We start from the raw sequence: 16558 nt of genomic DNA, 5'->3' as shown, positions 1-16558 counted from the left end.
GTTTCCTCCTTGATGTCAACTGTAGGCTGCCAATGGGGACTTCAGACTCTCCCTGTCCATTCTCAGCGCAGAACTTTCCGGATGATTTTTTCTTTGAGTTTCCCGATGGGAGGTTCATTCAGGCGCATATTCAGCGCACTGCTGGATTTCAGCACGGATTTTTCATGGGTGAAGGTGTCAAAGGACGCCTTCCCGTGATATCGTCCCATGCCTGAACTTCCTACACCGCCGAAGTGCATGTAGGGCGAGGTGATGTGGAAGAGGGTATCGTTGATGCATCCCCCGCCAAAGGACAGGCGTCGAATGATGGCATCGGCCAGGGGCCGGTCTTCCGTAAAGACATAGAGTGCCAGGGGTTTTTCCCTGGATTGGATGAGCCGAAGTACCTCCTGAATCTCCCGATACGGGATGATGGGCAAAATCGGTCCAAAGATTTCCTCCTCCATGGAGGTCAGCTCATGGAAGTTTCCCGTCAGCAGCGTGGGCGAAATATAGTTTTCCTTCACCTCCGTGGCTCCGCCATAAATAAGATGAGCCCCATCGGCTTCCAAAATCTTCTCCAGCCGCTGAAATGCCCTTCGGTTGATAATGCGGGAGTAATCCGGCGACAGCCGGGGGTCTTCCCCATAGAACCGTTTCAGGGTTTTCTTCAGCTCCTCCTGGAACTCTTCCTGAACTTTTTCGTGGACAAAGACATAGTCCGGGGCAATACAGGTCTGCCCCGCATTGATGAATTTCCCATAGGCGATCTTCCGGGCAGCGTTTTTAAGATTCGCCCGAAGACCCACGATGGCTGGACTCTTTCCGCCCAGTTCCAGGGTCACCGGAATGAGATTCCGGGCCGCATTCTCCATAATCCGCTTTCCCGTTCGCGTGCTCCCCGTGAAAAAGATATAGTCAAAGGGCGCCTGGGTCAGGGCTTCCACCACTTCCGGCCCTCCCGTGAGGACGCGCACATAGCTGGGGGGAAAGGCTTCGGCCAGAACTTTTTGAAGAACAGCCTCCGTATACCCCGCCTGGTCCGAAGGTTTCAGTACCACTGTATTTCCTGCAGCAATGGCGCCGATGAGGGGCTCCAGCGCCAGCTGGAAGGGATAGTTGAAGGAGGAGATGACGAGGACCTTGCCATAGGGTTCTTTGTAGAGATACCCCTGGGAAAGGAAGTTGGTCTTATGACGGCGCAGGGGTTTTCTTCGGGCATAGAAATGGAGATTCTTCTGGAAATGCCGGATGTTCTCATAGAGGATCCCCACTTCCGTGGTATACCCCTCTGCGGTGGATTTTCCCAGGTCCTTGCGTAGGGCCTCCAGGATCTCCTCCTCATGACGGCGGATGCTTCGCGAGAGACGTTCCAGCATCGCCACCCGAAAATTCAAATTGCGAGTTCGTCCCGTGGCCAGGAACCGGTCCATGATCTGGAGCTGGGTTTGGATTTCTTCCGGGCTTCCTGGAGTTTCAACGATGGATGAATGCTGACGTTCCATAGGTCACTTCCTTTTCATTTTTGCGGTGGCTTTCCCTGCGGCCACATTGATGGAGTCCCAGGGACTGTTCAGCGGCGGGATATAGCCAAAATCGAGATATTCCAGGTCCTGGACCTTGAGGCCGGCATATATGGCCACCGCCAGCCCCTGGATCCTGAGGGCAGTCCCTTCCGGACCGAAAACCTGGGCCCCCACGAGCTTTCCGTCCTCCTTCAGATAGGTGAGCTTCACGTACATTTCCTGACTTCCGGGATAGTAACTGGATTTATTCTTTGTCCGAACCAATACGCTGTCCGTGACCCAGCCCAAAGCTGCCGCCGCATCGTCGTTGACGCCGCTTCGGCCCAGTTCATAACCAAAGCAGCGGACCATGGAGCTGACCTGACTCCCCCGAAATCCCGGTTCGATTCCAGCGATAGCGAGGCCGATGAGCTTTCCGGCCTTATTGGCATTGGTTCCCAGGGGCATATAGATGTTTCGCCCTTCCAGGGCATTGTAGATCATAGCGCAGTCACCCCCGGCATACACATCCTTCACATTGGTCCGACCATAGAGATCGGTGATGATGGCCCCTTTTTCCCGGTTGATTCCCGTTCCTTCGAGGAAATCCGTGTTGGGTTCCACCCCCACAGTTTCGATGACCAGCTCCGCAGGGTATTCTCCCCGATCGGTGAGGATGGCGGTGACATACCCCTCTTGGTCTGTTTTCCCCTGGAGCACTTTTTCTCCTGTATGGAGGGCGTGACCTTCTTTTTGGAGTCTTTCCAGTAAAAGACGGCTCACCTCCTCATCGTAGAATCCCAGAATCCGGGGAAGGTACTCCACCAGCCGGGCGCTGATTTTCCGGTGGATCAGGGCTTCCAGCAGCTCCACCCCTTTATTGCCCCCGCCGATGACCACGGCACTCTTGGGTTTTCGGGTTTCGATAAAGGCCTTGATTTCCCGGGCATCTTGAAGGGTATTCAGGGGAAAAACGCCTTTCATCCCCGCCAGTCCGGCAATTCTTTTGCTTTTTCCGCCCACGGCAATGACCAGGCGATCATAGGGCAGCTGCTGCAGCGCATCTTCCCCCGCCACTTTTGCCGTGACGGTTTTCTTCTGCACATCTACCGCCGTCACTTCCCATCCCGTCCGAAGATCGATGCCGTCCTGAAGCACCCGGGCCTTGTCCCGGGCAATGAGGGATTTTTCTTCCCGGATGAGTCCTTCGATGAAATAGGGAAATCCGCAGGCGCCATAGGAGATGTCCTCCTGCTTTTCCAGCACGGTCACCACCGCCTCCGGAAGATGACGCCGGACCTGATATGCGGCGCTGAGCCCTGTGGCCACAGCACCAATAATTATCACCTTCATAACCGACTCCTCCAATCTTGGTATACTTGTTTCCATTTTACCACATCTTGCCCCAGCTTCCTTCCTCTTATCCCGTGCTCCTTCCCCACGAATTCTTGCGGGTCCTTTGGCCCGTTGCTCTTTACTTTTCAACGGCACATGCTAAAATTAGTTTGTCAGTATTCGATGCGAAACTGAACATAATTCAAAACCATACCGGTTCCGAATTATATCCCCATCAGGAATAAGAACGGAGGAAAAATCTATGCAAACCGCTACACCTAAACGACGTCTTCAAACTCGTCAACTGACGATGGTGGGACTCCTTTCCGGGATCTCCATTCTGCTGTCGGTGACCCCCCTGGGGTTCATTCCCATCCCCCCCATCAGCCCCACCATCATGCACATCCCCGTCATCATCGGCGCACTCATCGAAGGGCCTCTTGTGGGTGCCCTCATTGGAGCCATCTTCGGTCTCACCAGCATGATCCGCGCCTTCACCACGCCCACCGTGACGAGCTTTATCTTCTGGAATCCGCTGATTTCCGTGGGTGTTCGAATCCTCATCGGTGTAGTTTCAGGTTACCTGTACCGGGCGCTGAAAAATCGAAAAAGCGGCATTGCGGTTTCCGCCTTTCTGGGCTCCATGACCAACACCGTCGGAGTGCTGGGCTTAGCTTATCTCATCTACTTTGAGGCCTTCGCCAAGGCCCTGGGCTTTACCCGGGAAGCGGCCACCCTAGGCCTCCTGTCCATAGCCGCCACCAACGGAATTCCCGAGGCTGTGCTTTCTGTGCTCATCAGCGTGCCCGTTGTCCTGGCCTATAAGAAAATCAAGAAATAGAATCTGAAATCTGCAATATACAGGGGATGGCTTTCGCCATCCCCTGCTTCTTTTTTCTGTTTTACTGCCGTTTATAGTCCATCTGTTCCGCCAGCACTTCCTCATCCCCGTAGAGATAGTCCTCTTCCAGGTGCGGTTCGGGATCCGCCTTCACGGGGTCTCCCTTGTCCACCAGAAAGAGCACGCCATACTCCAGGGATAGATCCTTGAAGAACATGATCCCTTCATTGCGGTTCTGATCCTTCTTGACGAAGAGTTTTCCTGTATAGGTCTCTCCGGGCTTCAGGAGAATCTTGCCCAAAGTGGTTCCGTCTTCATGCTTGGCTCGGATCTGCACTGAACGGCGGTTCAGATCATAGAGCTGCAGCTGCATGGGATTGAAGAGATAGTCCTCTTCGCCCTTATTGTGAATGGTCACCACAAATTCCACCAGCTCTTCGTCGTGGGGAGGCTTTTCTCCCGGAATGACCTTGGCTTTGGCGGTTTCTGCCAGATGTTTGACCTTTTCCTTCAGGCCTTCGCCGCCTTCCTTGGCATCCTCGATGAGCTCTTCCACCCCAAAGGGTTCATCCGGTTCCTCTGGATCCTCAAAGGCCATGTCGTTGCTCTTCAAATCCTCAATCTTGTCTTTAATCTTTTCCACGGCTTCCCCCGCATCTTCTTTCAGATCCTGGGCTTTCTCCGTGATCTTCTCTTTCCAGCCTTCGGCTTTTTCCTTGAGGTCGCTGTCCTTCAGGTCCTCTGCAGCATCCTCCACCTTGTCTTTGACCTTCCCGAAGGCTTCCTTGGCATCCTCGCCCAGATCCTCCAGCTTGTCTTCGGCTTTGTCTTTCAGATCCGTGAGTTTCTTTTTCAGGTCTTCAAAAGCCATGTCGTTCTTCTTCAGCTCCCCGAATTTGTCTTTCAGCTTGTCCACGGCTTCCTCCGCATCTTCTTTCAGATCCTGGGCTTTCTCCGTGATCTTCTCTTTCCAGCCTTCGGCTTTTTCCTTGAGGTCGCTGTCCTTCAGGTCTTCTGCGGCATCCTCTACCTTGTCCTTGACCTTGCCGAAGGCTTCCTTGGCATCCTCGCCCAGGTCCTCCAGCTTGTCTTCGGCTTTGTCTTTCAGGTCCGTGAGCTTTTTCTTCAGATCCTCGAAGGCCATGTCATTGCTCTTCAGCTCACCCAGATCTTCGGTGAGATTCTTCTTTACGGTCTCAAATTTCTCTTCGGTGTGTTTTTTGGCTTCCTGGACGGCCTCCTTGATGTTAGGGGTCAGCTCTGTTTCCACTTTGGATTTCAGCTCCTCCACCTTTTCTTCGGCCAGATCCTTGATCTCCACATATTTGTCCTTGGCTTCCATGGTGCCCAGTTTTGTCTGAAGTTTCCCTTCCTCCAGACGGCTGAGAATCTTCTCCCGAATGGTGGCGGTCTTCTCCTTCAGTTTTTTCTTGAAATCCAGCTCTGCCAAAGGCTTGGAGGTTTCCTCCGGGTCAAAGGCAAAGGCTTCGGAAGGCTGGGTGATCTGGATCACCAAATTATCGATGCTGGCATTGGCGCCTTCCTTATAGATTTTCTTCGGGGTGATTTTTACGGGTTCCCCAAAGTCACCCGTTTCCGTCTCCAGCTGCGTCGGATCAAGATCAGCCCAGCGGGTGAGCTTTTCGGCATACTCGGCTTTCAGCTTTTCATTCTTCATTTTGTTCTTCTGGTAGATCGCATAAGCGGTGGCGGCCAAGGAAGCCGCAGCCACACCTGCGACGATTTTGCCGGTGTTCTTCTTGCTGCTGTTTGGTTTTAGCACTTTGCCTGCATCCCCTTTCAAATTTTCCTTATGATCGGACACAAGCTGGACCACTTCATTTTTCGACTCTTCCTTTTTCTCGAATAGGTTATGAGCCCCTTGTGTTCCTTTTTCCACGAGATTAACCACGGATTCCTTTAAATCCTGGGTGGCGTCCTTGACTTTCGGAAGGACTTCTTTGGCCAGTTCCTCACCTTTTTTACGTAGTTCTTCTCCTTTTTTAACCAGGTTGTCCACTTCAATTTTCATGGTGATTCCCTCCTCCATTGACATTTGTCAGTGTCTTGAGAATATTATACCTTCAATAATTTTGATATGCAGTGACGCTATGAATTGTTAATATATTTTTTGCAGTTTAGCATCATTTCCACAGATTCGTTCACTGAGATTTCACGGTTTATCCCGTATAATAAAAATATAATCCATGAATGGAGGTATTTTTCATGAATGACTGGCTATACATCCTCCTGGGTCTTTTGGCTGCGCTGTTTCTGGTACTGGTCTATATCAGCATCCGTTACGTGAACCGGATCCTCTATCCCAAAACCCGTACCTACGAATCGGCCAAAGAGAAGATCCGCCGGCAGGGTTATTTCCCGGAAGCTTATCTGGAATCCCTCACCTATAACGAATTTCGAATCCCCTCGCCTTACGGCTATTTGCTCTATGGCCGGGTCTATCCCGCTCCCTCGAAAAACTTTGTGATCCTGGTCCACGGCATCACCATGAACATCTATGGTGCCCTGAAATACCTCCCCTTCTTTTATTCCAAAGGGTTCAACGTGGTGGTCTTTGACCTCCGCAATCATGGACAAACGGGAGGCCCCAACACCACCTACGGTCATTTTGAAAAGTGGGATCTTTCCGCAGTGACGGATTACCTCTACACCACCTACGGCCAGGACATCCATATCGGCGTCCACGGCGAATCCATGGGCGGCGCCATTTCCATTCTCCATATGGGGATGGATCCCCGGGTGGAGTTTGGGATCATCGACTGCGCATTTTCGGACCTATCGGAGCTTTTGCTCCTGAAACTGAAGCAGGACAGCGGAATTAAGAGCAAAAAACTGCTGCAGCTGGTGAATCAGTTTATCAAATCAAAATCAGGCTTCAGCATCGAGGATGTGTCCCCGGTGAAGGAAGTGCCCTCGATTAAAAAACCCATTCTCTTCATTCATGGAACCCAGGATACCTATATCCCCCCCATGATGGCCAAAGCCATGTACGCCTTCAAAGTGGAAAACAAATTCCTGTACTTGGCGGAAGGTGGAGAGCACAGCACGGCCATGGCCGTAGATCCCCAGCGCTATGACGAAGAGATCACCCGGTTCCTCAATATCGTTTATCCCCGCATGCATTTTACCCCGGGGAATCTGCCCCCTTCTTAGTCTCTGCATTTTGAGAAGCGTCCTTCGTCGGAAGGACGCTTTTTCTTCCGCCTTTACTTCGAACGTGTGTTCTGTTATAATGAAGCTGAAAAGAGAATGCATGTTCTTTTTTAACATGAAAGTCAGGTGCTATGAAGATGGAAAAAATCATATTTCATGTGGATGTGAACTCCGCCTATCTTTCCTGGAATGCCGTCTGGGATCTGCAGCATGGGAAAACTCTGGACCTGCGCACGGTTCCCTCCATTGTGGGCGGCGATCCGGAAAGCCGCCACGGCATCGTCCTGGCAAAATCCATTCCCAGCAAGAAGTTTGGGATCAAGACCGGAGAAACCCTCTTTTCGGCGCTGATGAAATGCCCGGATCTCAAAATTGTGCCTCCGCGTTACAGCATGTACCTGAAGGCCAGTGATGCCATGCTGGAGATCCTCCGGGAATACTCCCCCATCATCGAGCGCTATTCCATCGACGAGTGCTTCATGGATATGGGGCAGCGCACTCGGGAGGATGCCTGGGAAACAGCCAACCGCATCCGGGAGCGCATCCGGGATGAACTGGGCTTCACGGTGAACATCGGAATTTCCACGGGAAAGCTTTTGGCCAAGATGAGTTCCGATTTCCAAAAGCCTGACCGGGTCCATACGCTGTACCGGGAGGAAATTGAGAAAAAAATGTGGCCCTTGCCCGTGGAGGAACTCTTCATGGTGGGGCCCCAGACCGCCAAAAAACTCCGCGACATGAACATCCGCACCATCGGAGATCTGGCCCGGAGCGATCCGGAATTTCTCCACCAGCGGCTGAAAAAGCACGGCTACGTCATCTTTGCCTACGCCCGGGGCATGGATTCCTCTTTGGTTCGCAATGAAGGCACCGTGGGGATGAAGGGCATGGGAAACTCCACCACCCTTCCCTTTGATTTCACCGATCGGATCTCCTGCCACAATGTGCTGCTTTCCCTGGGAGAAACTCTGGTGCCCCGTCTCCGGGAAGCCCGGAAACTGGCCCGAACCATTTCGATTCACATCCGAACCAGTGATTTCGCCACCACCAGCACCCAGACCACCCTGTCCTTTGCCACGGACTCCACCAGTGTCCTCATGGAAGTTTCCTGCCAGCTCTTTGATGAGCTCTGGAATGGCGATCCCGTCCGTCACCTGGGCATTTCCTTTGCCCAGCTAGAGGAAAAGGATGTCCAGCAGCTTTCCCTCTTTCAGGATCCCCGGCTGGAAAAGGGAAAACGCCTGGATGCTCTCATTGACCGTCTGCGAACGGATTTTGGCCGAGATGCGGTGATCCGGGCCACCTTTGTCAATTCTCCGGTGAAGGCTTTTTCCGGAGGCGTGGAGGAAAAGGACTATGTGTTCATGAACAGTTATCTTTAGTCTAAAGGAGGGAAAGCGAAGGAAGCGTCCTTCGCAACACCGATGAAAGTTCTTGCCAAACCCATCGAAATGATTGCCTGGTTTGATTTCAAAGGCCTCATCCACCCCATCCGATTTCGGCTCATCAATGAGGAGGGGAAATACCAAACCATCCATATCCGGAGCATTCAGGCCCGGAAGCGGGAAAAGCTGGCGGGCAACCATATGCAGATTTTCCTCTGCCGGGGAATGGTGAATGATCAGGAGGTTCTCTTTGAGCTGAAGTATGAGAAGGACACGGATCAGTGGACCCTCTTCAAGATGTAGGTCCTAAAAAATCAGCGCCAATAGGAAATGCCGCCATGAAACCATGGCGGCATTTTCAGGTCTATTTTTACTCTTCAGTCTTGGCGTACTCGTAGGAAGCCAGTCTCTTGTAAGATTCCAGTCTTTCCTTCGCATCCTGCTCAGTCTTGGCGAAGAGCTCTTCAGCATGATCTGGGTAAGCCTTGAGGAGGGAAGCATAACGTACTTCGCTCTCGAGGAACTCTCTGAAGCTTCTGGTGGGTTCCTTGGAATCCAGCGTGAACGGATTCTTGCCCTGAGCCTTGAGTTCGGGGTTGAATCTGTACAGCTGCCAGTATCCGGCTTCCACTGCGCGCTTGGTCTGTTCCTGGCTGAAGCCCATACCGAGCTTGAGGCCCTGGTTGATGCACGGAGCGTAAGCGATGACCAGGGATGGTCCATCGTAAGCTTCGGCTTCGGAAATGGCCTTGATGGCCTGGTTCTTGTCTGCACCCATACCAATCTGAGCGACATAGACATAGCCATAGCTCATGGCCATCATGCCCAGGTCCTTCTTCTTGGTTCGCTTGCCGGAAGCGGCAAACTTCGCGATGGCCGCAGTCGGTGTGGACTTGGAGGACTGTCCGCCGGTGTTGGAGTAAACTTCGGTGTCCATGACGAGAACGTTGATGTTTTCGCCGGTGGCCAGCACGTGGTCCAGTCCGCCGTAACCGATGTCGTAAGCCCATCCGTCTCCACCGAAGATCCACTGGCTCTTCTTGGTGAGGAAGTCTCTTTCAGCGTAGAGGGTCTTGGCTTCTGCCAGCTCGGAGTTCTTCAGCAGCGGAACCAGTGCGGCTCGAGCAGCCTTGGACTCTTCGCCCTTGTCATAGTTGTCGATCCAGTTCTGGACGGCAGCCTTCAGCTCTTCTGATGCTTCAGCGTTGGCCACGAGGGCTTCGGCTACAGGCAGGAGCTTCGCACGCTGTGCCTTGTGGCCCAGGTAGATGCCCAGACCGAACTCGGCATTGTCCTCGAAGAGGGAGTTAGCCCATGCCGGACCCTGTCCGAGATGGTTGGTGGTGTATACGGAGGCCGGTGCGGATCCGCCCCAGATGGATGAGCATCCGGTAGCGTTGGCGATCATCATGCGGTCACCGAACAGCTGGGTCACAAGCTTGGCATAGGGGGTTTCTCCACAGCCTGCGCATGCTCCGGAGAACTCCAGGAGAGGCTGCTCGAACTGGCTGCCCTTCAGGGTGTTCTTGTTCATGGGGTTGATCTTGTGGGAAAGGGTCAGAGCGTAATCCCAGTTGGCAGTCTCGGTCATCTGTGTCTCGATGGGCTTCATGACGAGAGCCTTCTTGGGTGCAGGACAAACCTGTGCACAGTTTCCGCATCCGGTACAGTCAAGGACAGAAACCTGAATCTTGTACTGCATGTCACCGAAGGCCTTTCCACCAAGTGCCTTCTTCGCCTGGAACCCTTCAGGAGCGTTAGCCATTTCTTCCTCGTTGATCAGGAAGGGACGGATAACAGCGTGGGGGCAGACAAAGGAACACTGGTTACACTGGATACAGTTGTCGATATTCCACTCGGGAACGTTCACGGCAATACCGCGCTTTTCAAAGGCTGAAGTTCCCATGGGGAAGGTTCCGTCTTCTCTTCCGAGGAATGCGGATACCGGCAGGGAATCTCCTTCCTGAGCGTTCATGGGTTCCAGAATATTCTTGATGAAGTCCGGAACATTCTTTCCAGCAGCTGCAGCCACATCTTCAGCGTTGGCCCACTCTGCAGGAACTTCCACCTTGTGCAGAGCGTTGACTCCGCGGTCGATGGCTTCATTGTTCATGTTGATGACCTTTTCGCCCTTCTTGCCGTAGGACTTAACTACGGAGTCCTTCAGGTACTTCACGGCATCTTCCACAGGGATGATGTTCGCCAGTTTGAAGAAGGCAGACTGCATGATCATGTTGATTCTGGTTCCGAGTCCGATCTCTGATGCGATGGCCTGGGCATCCACAGTGTAGAACTTGATGTTCTTCTTGGCCAGGTCTCTCTTCATCTTGGCAGGCAGGTGCTCGCCGAGCTCTTCCAGGTTCCAGCTGCAGTTCAGAAGGAAGGTTCCATTCTCCTTCAGGTTCTTGGTCATGTCATACTTCTTGACATAAGAAGGATTATGGCAAGCCACGAAATCAGGGTTCAGAATGAGATATGGGCTTCTGATCTTGCTCTTACCGAATCGCAGATGGGAAACGGTAATTCCGCCAGACTTCTTGGAGTCATAGGAGAAGTAGCCCTGAGCATACATGTCGGTGTTGTCACCGATGATCTTGATGGCAGACTTGTTGGCGCCTACGGTTCCGTCGGAACCCAGTCCCCAGAACTGGCACTGTACGGTTCCAGCTGCTGTGGTGTCAATCTCCTCATGCTTAGGCAGGGAGGTGTAGGTCACATCGTCTTCGATACCGATGGTGAAGCCATTCTTGACTTCGTTGTACTTCAGGTTCTCGTAAACGGCCAGGATCTGTCCAGGAGTAACATCCTTGGATCCCAGACCATATCTTCCGCCCACGATGACGGGACGATCAGCCACATCGTAGAAGGCATTGCGGACATCCTGGTACAGCGGTTCTCCGGCAGATCCGGGTTCCTTGGTTCTGTCCAGAACGGCAATCTTCTTGACGCTCTTGGGGATGGCATTCAGGAAATGCTTGGTGGAAAACGGTCTGTACAGGTGAACATTCACCAAACCAACCTTCTCACCCTTGGCGTTCAGGAAGTCAACCACTTCTTCGGTGGTGTCGCAAACGGAGCCCATGGCGATGATGAGATGCTCAGCATCCGGTGCGCCATAGTAGTTGAACAGCTGATAGTTTCTGCCGGTCAGCTTGTTGATTTCTTCCATGTAACCTTCAACGATCTCTGGGATAGCCAGATAGAAACGGTTGGAGGCTTCTCTTCCCTGGAAGTATATATCGGGGTTCTGTGCGGTTCCGCGAGTTACGGGGCGCTCAGAGTTGAGGGAGCGATTACGGAATTCAGCCAGAGCTTCCTGGTCGATGAGCTTTTCCAGTTCATCGTACTCGAGGACTTCCACTTTCTGAATTTCAGAAGATGTTCGGAATCCGTCAAAGAAGTTGAGGAACGGAACTCTTCCCTTGATGGCGGCCAAGTGCGCAACACCAGCCAGGTCCATGACCTGCTGAACATTGGACTCTGCCAGCATGGCAAAACCGGTGGAACGTGCGGACATGACGTCCTGATGGTCTCCGAAGATGGACAGTGCATGGGCTGCGATAGCTCGTGCACTGACATGGAGAACTCCGGGAAGAAGCTCGCCGGCGATCTTGTACATGTTCGGGAGCATGAGCAGGAGTCCCTGGGATGCCGTGTAGGTGGTGGTCAGGGCTCCGCCTTGGAGTGATCCGTGAACCGCACCGGCAGCGCCAGCCTCCGATTGCATTTCGACGACTTTCACTGGCTGTCCGAAGATGTTCTTGACACCTTTGGATGCCCATTCGTCAACGTTCTCACCCATCGTGGTCGAGGGTGTGATGGGGAATATCGCTGATACATCTGTAAATGCATACGAGATGTAGGATGCAGCCATATTTCCATCCATGGTTTTTGTTTTTCTCATGTCTATACCTCTCCTTACAATATATTTCCCGAAAAATCCGGCCTAAAGATCTTCCAGGGGATCCCTACGTTTCCGTAGAGGGGTTCAGCGCATGAATTTGAGTATAGAGAACTCATTTCATTCACTATACTCAAACGACACAGGAATATTATACAATACTGAGACCGTTTTTACCAATCGAAATAGCACATTTTAGCAAAAAAACGTCTTCACTGTTTTTTTACGATGGTGGCGAGCTTCTGGAGGATCTGATCCTCGCTTTCCCCATCAAAATCAAGGGTTTCAATGCATCGGATGAGCTCTTCCTTCTTTTTCAGCTTGCGCAGAGCTGCCTCAACTGTACTTTTTTCCATCTGGAATTCATCGACTCTGTGCGTCAGCTTCACATAATCCTTGATGGGAACAATGTCCCCGCTCTTGGCGATGCGAACGTTATACCCATCCTGCTGAAGAAGCTCTTTCATGGCCCCTGCTGCCTCCGCATCCCCGTGGGTGAGAAAAATTTCCTTGGGTCCTTTCTTGATGGCTTTGACCCAATTGTAGAGTCCCTTGCGGTCTGCATGTCCGGAAAGACCGCTGAAGCTGAATACTTTGGCCTGAACGGCGATTTCTTCCCCAAAAAGGTTCACGGTTTTCGCCCCTTCCTGGATGATCCGTCCTAAGGAACCTTCCGCCTGATACCCCACAAAGACGATGCTGCACTCCCCTCTCCAGAGATTGTGCTTCAGATGATGCCGGACTCGGCCAGCGGTGGCCATGCCGGAGGCGGAGATGATGACACAGCCCTTCCGGGTATGGTTCAGTTCCTGGGAATCGGCCACGGATTCCGTGAAGAACAGATTGGGGAAATCCAGCACATCATCGCCCTTGCGCATGCGTTCCTGGCTTTCCTCATCAAAATAGCGGGAATACTCCTTGAAAACTGTGGTGGACTGGGCCGCCATGGGCGAGTCCACATACACTTTCACCCCTCTTTCCAGTTTCCCGGATTCCCGGTACTCATTGAGCACATAGAGCAGTTCCTGGGTCCTTCCCACGGCAAAGGAAGGAATGATGACATTTCCGCCCCGTCGATAGGTGTCATTGATGATTTTGATCAGTTCATCATGCTCGCTGCTGCTGTCGGGGTGAAGGCGATTGCCGTAGGTGGATTCCATAATCAGAAAATCCGCTTCACTGACGGTTTTTGGCTCCTTCATGAGGGGGATCCCCTGATTGCCTAAATCGCCGGTGTACACCAATTTGAAGTTTCGCTCCTCTTCGCTGATGAACATCTCCGTTATGGCTGCCCCCAGCATGTGCCCGGCTTCCCGAAACACAAAGCGGAATCCCTCAAAGAGCGTGGTCTCCACATCAAAGTCCACGGCCACGAAATGTTTCAGCGCTTCCTCCGCATCCTTCACGGTGTAGAGGGGTTCCACGGGATCCAGTCCCTTTCGTTCCCGTTTCTTGTTCTCCCATTCGGCATCCTGTTCCTGGATATAGGCGGAATCGGTGAGCAGGATTTTGCAAAGGGCCACCGTGGGCGGTGTGGCCATGACTTTTCCCCGGAATCCCCGTTTGTAGAGAAGCGGAATCCGGCCGCTGTGATCGATGTGGGCGTGGGATAGAAGCAGATAATCCACCGTGCTGGGAATATAGGCAAACACGTCATTGCCCCGATCCTTTTCATCCTTGCCCTGATAGAGGCCGCAGTCCAAAAGGACCCGCTGGTCCCTCACCCGAAGCAGATGGCTGGAGCCGGTGACCGTTCCCGCAGCGCCTGAAAATTCGATCCTCATAATACCCCTCCCTTGAAAAATCTTCTTTCTCCTATTATACCAAGAATTGACAGAACTTTTTGTTAACATTCGCCATGTTTTTTCGAAAAGAAAACGGCAGGCCATGGCCTGCCGGGTGAAATACTTATTGAACCATAATATCCACATCGCTGGGGGCTTCGGATTCCACCGAAACATAGAGCTTAATCGGCAAAGCCACAATGATCTCAAAGGGCTCCCGAATCCACCCCATATCCTCATGGATGCCTAGGGGGACGATGTCTTCCGGCAGCCGGTGAAGCCTCACCGCCCCATCCTTCATCTCCAATATCCCCGTATAGGACTTTCCCTCATGGACGAAGGGAAAGGACAAGGTTTCGGTGCGGTCATCCCGCAGCTCCGTCCGGAAGATTTCCACACCATCTTTGACAATGCTCACCATCTTCTGCCCCGTGGTCCCTCCCGCAAACTGGCGAAAAAGAATGGTGGGAAGAAAGCTAAGGAGGACAAAAAACGTCAGGATGAAAAGATCCCAGGGACGAAGTTTTAGAGATTTTTTCCAGTCACGCATACCCTTCACTCCTTCAGCGCTTTTGCGCCGCATAGCGTTCGATGAGCTCCACAATCTTGTCTGTGGCATTGTCCAGCCCGGATTTTTCCATGACCCTCACATAGTCTGCCCGGTGAAGGTACAAATCCTCCAGGGAGGCCTTTAGAGTTTGAGGGGTCATGAGCTCCTCCTTCAACACCTTGGAATACCCTTTCTTTTCAAAGCTTTCGGCATTGAGGATCTGATCCCCCCGGCTGGACGCCAGGGACAGGGGAATCAGGAGATTGGGCTTGCGCAGGGCGAGAAATTCAAAGATGGCATTGGCTCCCGCCCGGGAGACGATGAGATCCGCTGCCTGAAGAAGATCCCGCATTTCTTTTCCCGCGTACTCCATCTGGACGTATCCCGGGAGATCCCCCAGCTCCTCCTGGAGGTTTCCCTTGCCGCAGAGATGGAAGACGCTGTACTTTTCGAGAAGTTCCGGCAGCAGACTGCGCAGGGCCTCATTAATCTTCACGGAACCGATGCTGCCGCCCATGACGAGGATCACCGGCTTTTCGGCGGAGAATCCCGCCTGGGTCCTGGCTTTTTCCCCATCCCCGGTGAAGAGTTCCTCTCGGATGGGACTGCCCACCAGGATCCCCTTCTCCCCCACATGGGGCAGGGTTTCCGGGAAGGTGACCAGAAGTTTGTCTGCAAATCGGGCGGCAATTTTGTTGGCCAGTCCCGGCGTCAGATCCGATTCATGGGCCAGGACCGGAATTTTCAGCACGCGGGCTGCAGCCACCACGGGGACGCTGACAAACCCCCCCTTGGAAAAGACGATATCGGGCTTTTCCTTTCGAAGAATACCCAGGGCCTGGAAAAATCCTGCCCCCACTTTAAAGGGATCCGTGAAGTTCTTCACGTCCAGATAACGCCGAAGCTTTCCGGAGGAGATGGCATGATAGGGTATGGCCGTCTTGCCGATGATCTCCCGTTCAATGCCGGTTTTCGACCCGATATAGACAATTTCATATTTCAATTTTTCCAATTTCGGCATGAGGGCTAAATTCGGGTTCACATGTCCCGCTGTACCTCCGCCGGTCATGACAATTTTACGCATAGTATTCACATTTCCTTCACCATGGATTGGGGCATCATGATGTCCTTTTCGGGGGATCATTGCCTAATGAATATTATAACAAAGATTGCCCAAGAAAAATGAAATTTTTCTGAAATGGATTACGCCGGATTTCATCTCCCGTATTATTTGTTATAATAACTCCTATCAACAAAAACAGGGTGATTAAAATTAAGCTGATCGGGATCAACGAACTGGATGAGACGTATTTTTTGGAATATTTACAGGCCTGGACTACTGTTGGCGAGTCTGTGGCCCCCTCCCGACTTTGACAGTTTCTTTAAGACATCTGCGACAAACCCCCTGATATCCCAAAGAAAATCAGGGGTTTTTTTATTATTTCTATTGTTGTATACGGTTGTATATGATATAATAAGGTATGTTTGTAAAAGTAACCAAGAATCGCGAAGGCATTCAGTATGTTTCGATTGTGGAAGGCTACCGCGACAAAGACAAGGTCAAACACCGAACCGTAAAATCCCTGGGAAAGCTAACCGATCTGGAAGCCGGAAATCCTAATTATCTTGCGGAACTAAAGGAGAGCGTCAAGGAAGGAAAATTTCAACCGGAACCAGAAACTCTGTTCCTTACCCTGGATTTAAACCAAAAAATCTCTGCTCCTCTCCAAAACTATGGTTGGCTTCTCCTGGACGAGGTATACAAAAGTCTGGGCATCTCGAACGTGCTGAGCCGGCACCAGAAGAAGACCAAATCAAAAATCGACCTGAACGAGGCCTTGCGGCTCTTGACGGTGAAGAGAATCCTGGATCCGCAAAGCAAGTGGAAGAGCGTGCAAACCCAAGGCGATCTTTTCGGCGACTTTGCGTTGTCCCCGCAAGAGATTTACCGTTCCCTGGACACCCTTTGTGTGCTCAGTGAAGAGATCCAGCTGCAGATGCACCATGCGATCGCGAAGCAGATCGGCCGCACAGGGGCCTTGGTCTTCTATGATGTCACCAATTACTATTTTGAGACGGACTTGGATGATGAACCCGTCGAAAT

11 protein-coding genes and 1 pseudogene are annotated in these 16558 nt (G+C 52.2%); 5 read left to right on the top strand and 7 right to left on the bottom strand.

Translation table 11 applies throughout. The features are described from left to right. Positions 1–62: 62 nt before the first annotated feature. On the bottom strand, positions 63–1484 hold the full coding sequence (locus tag KCG48_RS00060) for an aldehyde dehydrogenase family protein (RefSeq protein WP_230976923.1): 1422 nt from the start codon (positions 1482–1484) through the stop codon (positions 63–65). Between the two features lie 3 nt (positions 1485–1487). Then, complete coding sequence (locus tag KCG48_RS00055) at positions 1488–2837, bottom strand: FAD-dependent oxidoreductase (protein ID WP_211799247.1); 1350 nt, start codon at positions 2835–2837, stop codon at positions 1488–1490. 244 nt (positions 2838–3081) lie between these two features. On the opposite strand from KCG48_RS00055, the gene KCG48_RS00050 reads away from it, so the two are divergent. Next, on the top strand, positions 3082–3660 hold the full coding sequence (locus KCG48_RS00050) for an ECF transporter S component (protein ID WP_211799246.1): 579 nt from the start codon (positions 3082–3084) through the stop codon (positions 3658–3660). Between the two features lie 61 nt (positions 3661–3721). On the opposite strand, the gene KCG48_RS00045 is transcribed toward KCG48_RS00050, so the two are convergent. Further along, positions 3722–5692: a DUF4352 domain-containing protein gene (locus KCG48_RS00045; RefSeq protein ID WP_211799245.1), complete on the bottom strand. Its 1971-nt coding sequence runs from the start codon at positions 5690–5692 to the stop codon at positions 3722–3724. A gap of 194 nt (positions 5693–5886) precedes the next feature. Between KCG48_RS00045 and KCG48_RS00040 the strand changes: the two genes are divergently transcribed. The 3 genes from KCG48_RS00040 to KCG48_RS00030 all read left to right on the top strand — a co-directional run bounded on the left by KCG48_RS00040 (position 5887) and on the right by KCG48_RS00030 (position 8522). Beyond that, positions 5887–6834, top strand: a complete 948-nt coding sequence (locus KCG48_RS00040; RefSeq protein ID WP_211799244.1) for an alpha/beta hydrolase — start codon at positions 5887–5889, stop codon at positions 6832–6834. 137 nt (positions 6835–6971) lie between these two features. Beyond that, complete coding sequence (locus KCG48_RS00035) at positions 6972–8216, top strand: DNA polymerase Y family protein (protein ID WP_211799243.1); 1245 nt, start codon at positions 6972–6974, stop codon at positions 8214–8216. 42 nt (positions 8217–8258) lie between these two features. Next, entirely contained in the window at positions 8259–8522 is a 264-nt protein-coding gene (locus tag KCG48_RS00030; RefSeq protein ID WP_211799242.1) for a hypothetical protein, read from the top strand. Positions 8523–8589: 67 nt separating this feature from the next. Here KCG48_RS00030 and nifJ read toward each other — a convergent pair whose 3' ends face one another. The 4 genes from nifJ to KCG48_RS00010 all read right to left on the bottom strand — a co-directional run bounded on the left by nifJ (position 8590) and on the right by KCG48_RS00010 (position 15538). After that, positions 8590–12123: a pyruvate:ferredoxin (flavodoxin) oxidoreductase gene (gene nifJ, locus KCG48_RS00025; RefSeq protein ID WP_211799241.1), complete on the bottom strand. Its 3534-nt coding sequence runs from the start codon at positions 12121–12123 to the stop codon at positions 8590–8592. Between the two features lie 209 nt (positions 12124–12332). Next, on the bottom strand, positions 12333–13904 hold the full coding sequence (locus KCG48_RS00020; RefSeq protein WP_211799240.1) for an MBL fold metallo-hydrolase RNA specificity domain-containing protein: 1572 nt from the start codon (positions 13902–13904) through the stop codon (positions 12333–12335). A gap of 124 nt (positions 13905–14028) precedes the next feature. Then, a complete protein-coding gene (locus KCG48_RS00015) occupies positions 14029–14454 on the bottom strand; it encodes a NusG domain II-containing protein (RefSeq protein WP_211799239.1) in 426 nt (141 codons plus the stop codon). A 13-nt stretch (positions 14455–14467) separates the two neighbouring features. Further along, entirely contained in the window at positions 14468–15538 is a 1071-nt protein-coding gene (locus KCG48_RS00010; RefSeq protein ID WP_211799238.1) for an undecaprenyldiphospho-muramoylpentapeptide beta-N-acetylglucosaminyltransferase, read from the bottom strand. Between the two features lie 397 nt (positions 15539–15935). On the opposite strand from KCG48_RS00010, the pseudogene KCG48_RS00005 reads away from it, so the two are divergent. Continuing rightward, positions 15936–16558 (top strand): annotated as a pseudogene (locus KCG48_RS00005) (IS1634 family transposase); the annotation flags it as partial.

The sequence above is a fragment of the Proteiniclasticum sediminis genome (assembly GCF_018128025.1).
Lineage (GTDB): Bacteria > Bacillota > Clostridia > Clostridiales > Clostridiaceae > Proteiniclasticum > Proteiniclasticum sediminis.
This window is presented reverse-complemented; position numbering and strand designations above follow the sequence as displayed.

Coding starts and splice junctions, on each gene's coding strand:
- KCG48_RS00060 (WP_230976923.1), bottom strand. CDS start 1,484: ATGGAACGTCAGCATTCATCCATCGTTGAAACTCCAGGAAGCCCGGAA.
- KCG48_RS00010 (WP_211799238.1), bottom strand. CDS start 15,538: ATGCGTAAAATTGTCATGACCGGCGGAGGTACAGCGGGACATGTGAAC.
- KCG48_RS00050 (WP_211799246.1), top strand. CDS start 3,082: ATGCAAACCGCTACACCTAAACGACGTCTTCAAACTCGTCAACTGACG.
- KCG48_RS00030 (WP_211799242.1), top strand. CDS start 8,259: ATGAAAGTTCTTGCCAAACCCATCGAAATGATTGCCTGGTTTGATTTC.
- KCG48_RS00045 (WP_211799245.1), bottom strand. CDS start 5,692: ATGAAAATTGAAGTGGACAACCTGGTTAAAAAAGGAGAAGAACTACGT.
- nifJ (WP_211799241.1), bottom strand. CDS start 12,123: ATGAGAAAAACAAAAACCATGGATGGAAATATGGCTGCATCCTACATC.
- KCG48_RS00015 (WP_211799239.1), bottom strand. CDS start 14,454: ATGCGTGACTGGAAAAAATCTCTAAAACTTCGTCCCTGGGATCTTTTC.
- KCG48_RS00040 (WP_211799244.1), top strand. CDS start 5,887: ATGAATGACTGGCTATACATCCTCCTGGGTCTTTTGGCTGCGCTGTTT.
- KCG48_RS00055 (WP_211799247.1), bottom strand. CDS start 2,837: ATGAAGGTGATAATTATTGGTGCTGTGGCCACAGGGCTCAGCGCCGCA.
- KCG48_RS00020 (WP_211799240.1), bottom strand. CDS start 13,904: ATGAGGATCGAATTTTCAGGCGCTGCGGGAACGGTCACCGGCTCCAGC.
- KCG48_RS00035 (WP_211799243.1), top strand. CDS start 6,972: ATGGAAAAAATCATATTTCATGTGGATGTGAACTCCGCCTATCTTTCC.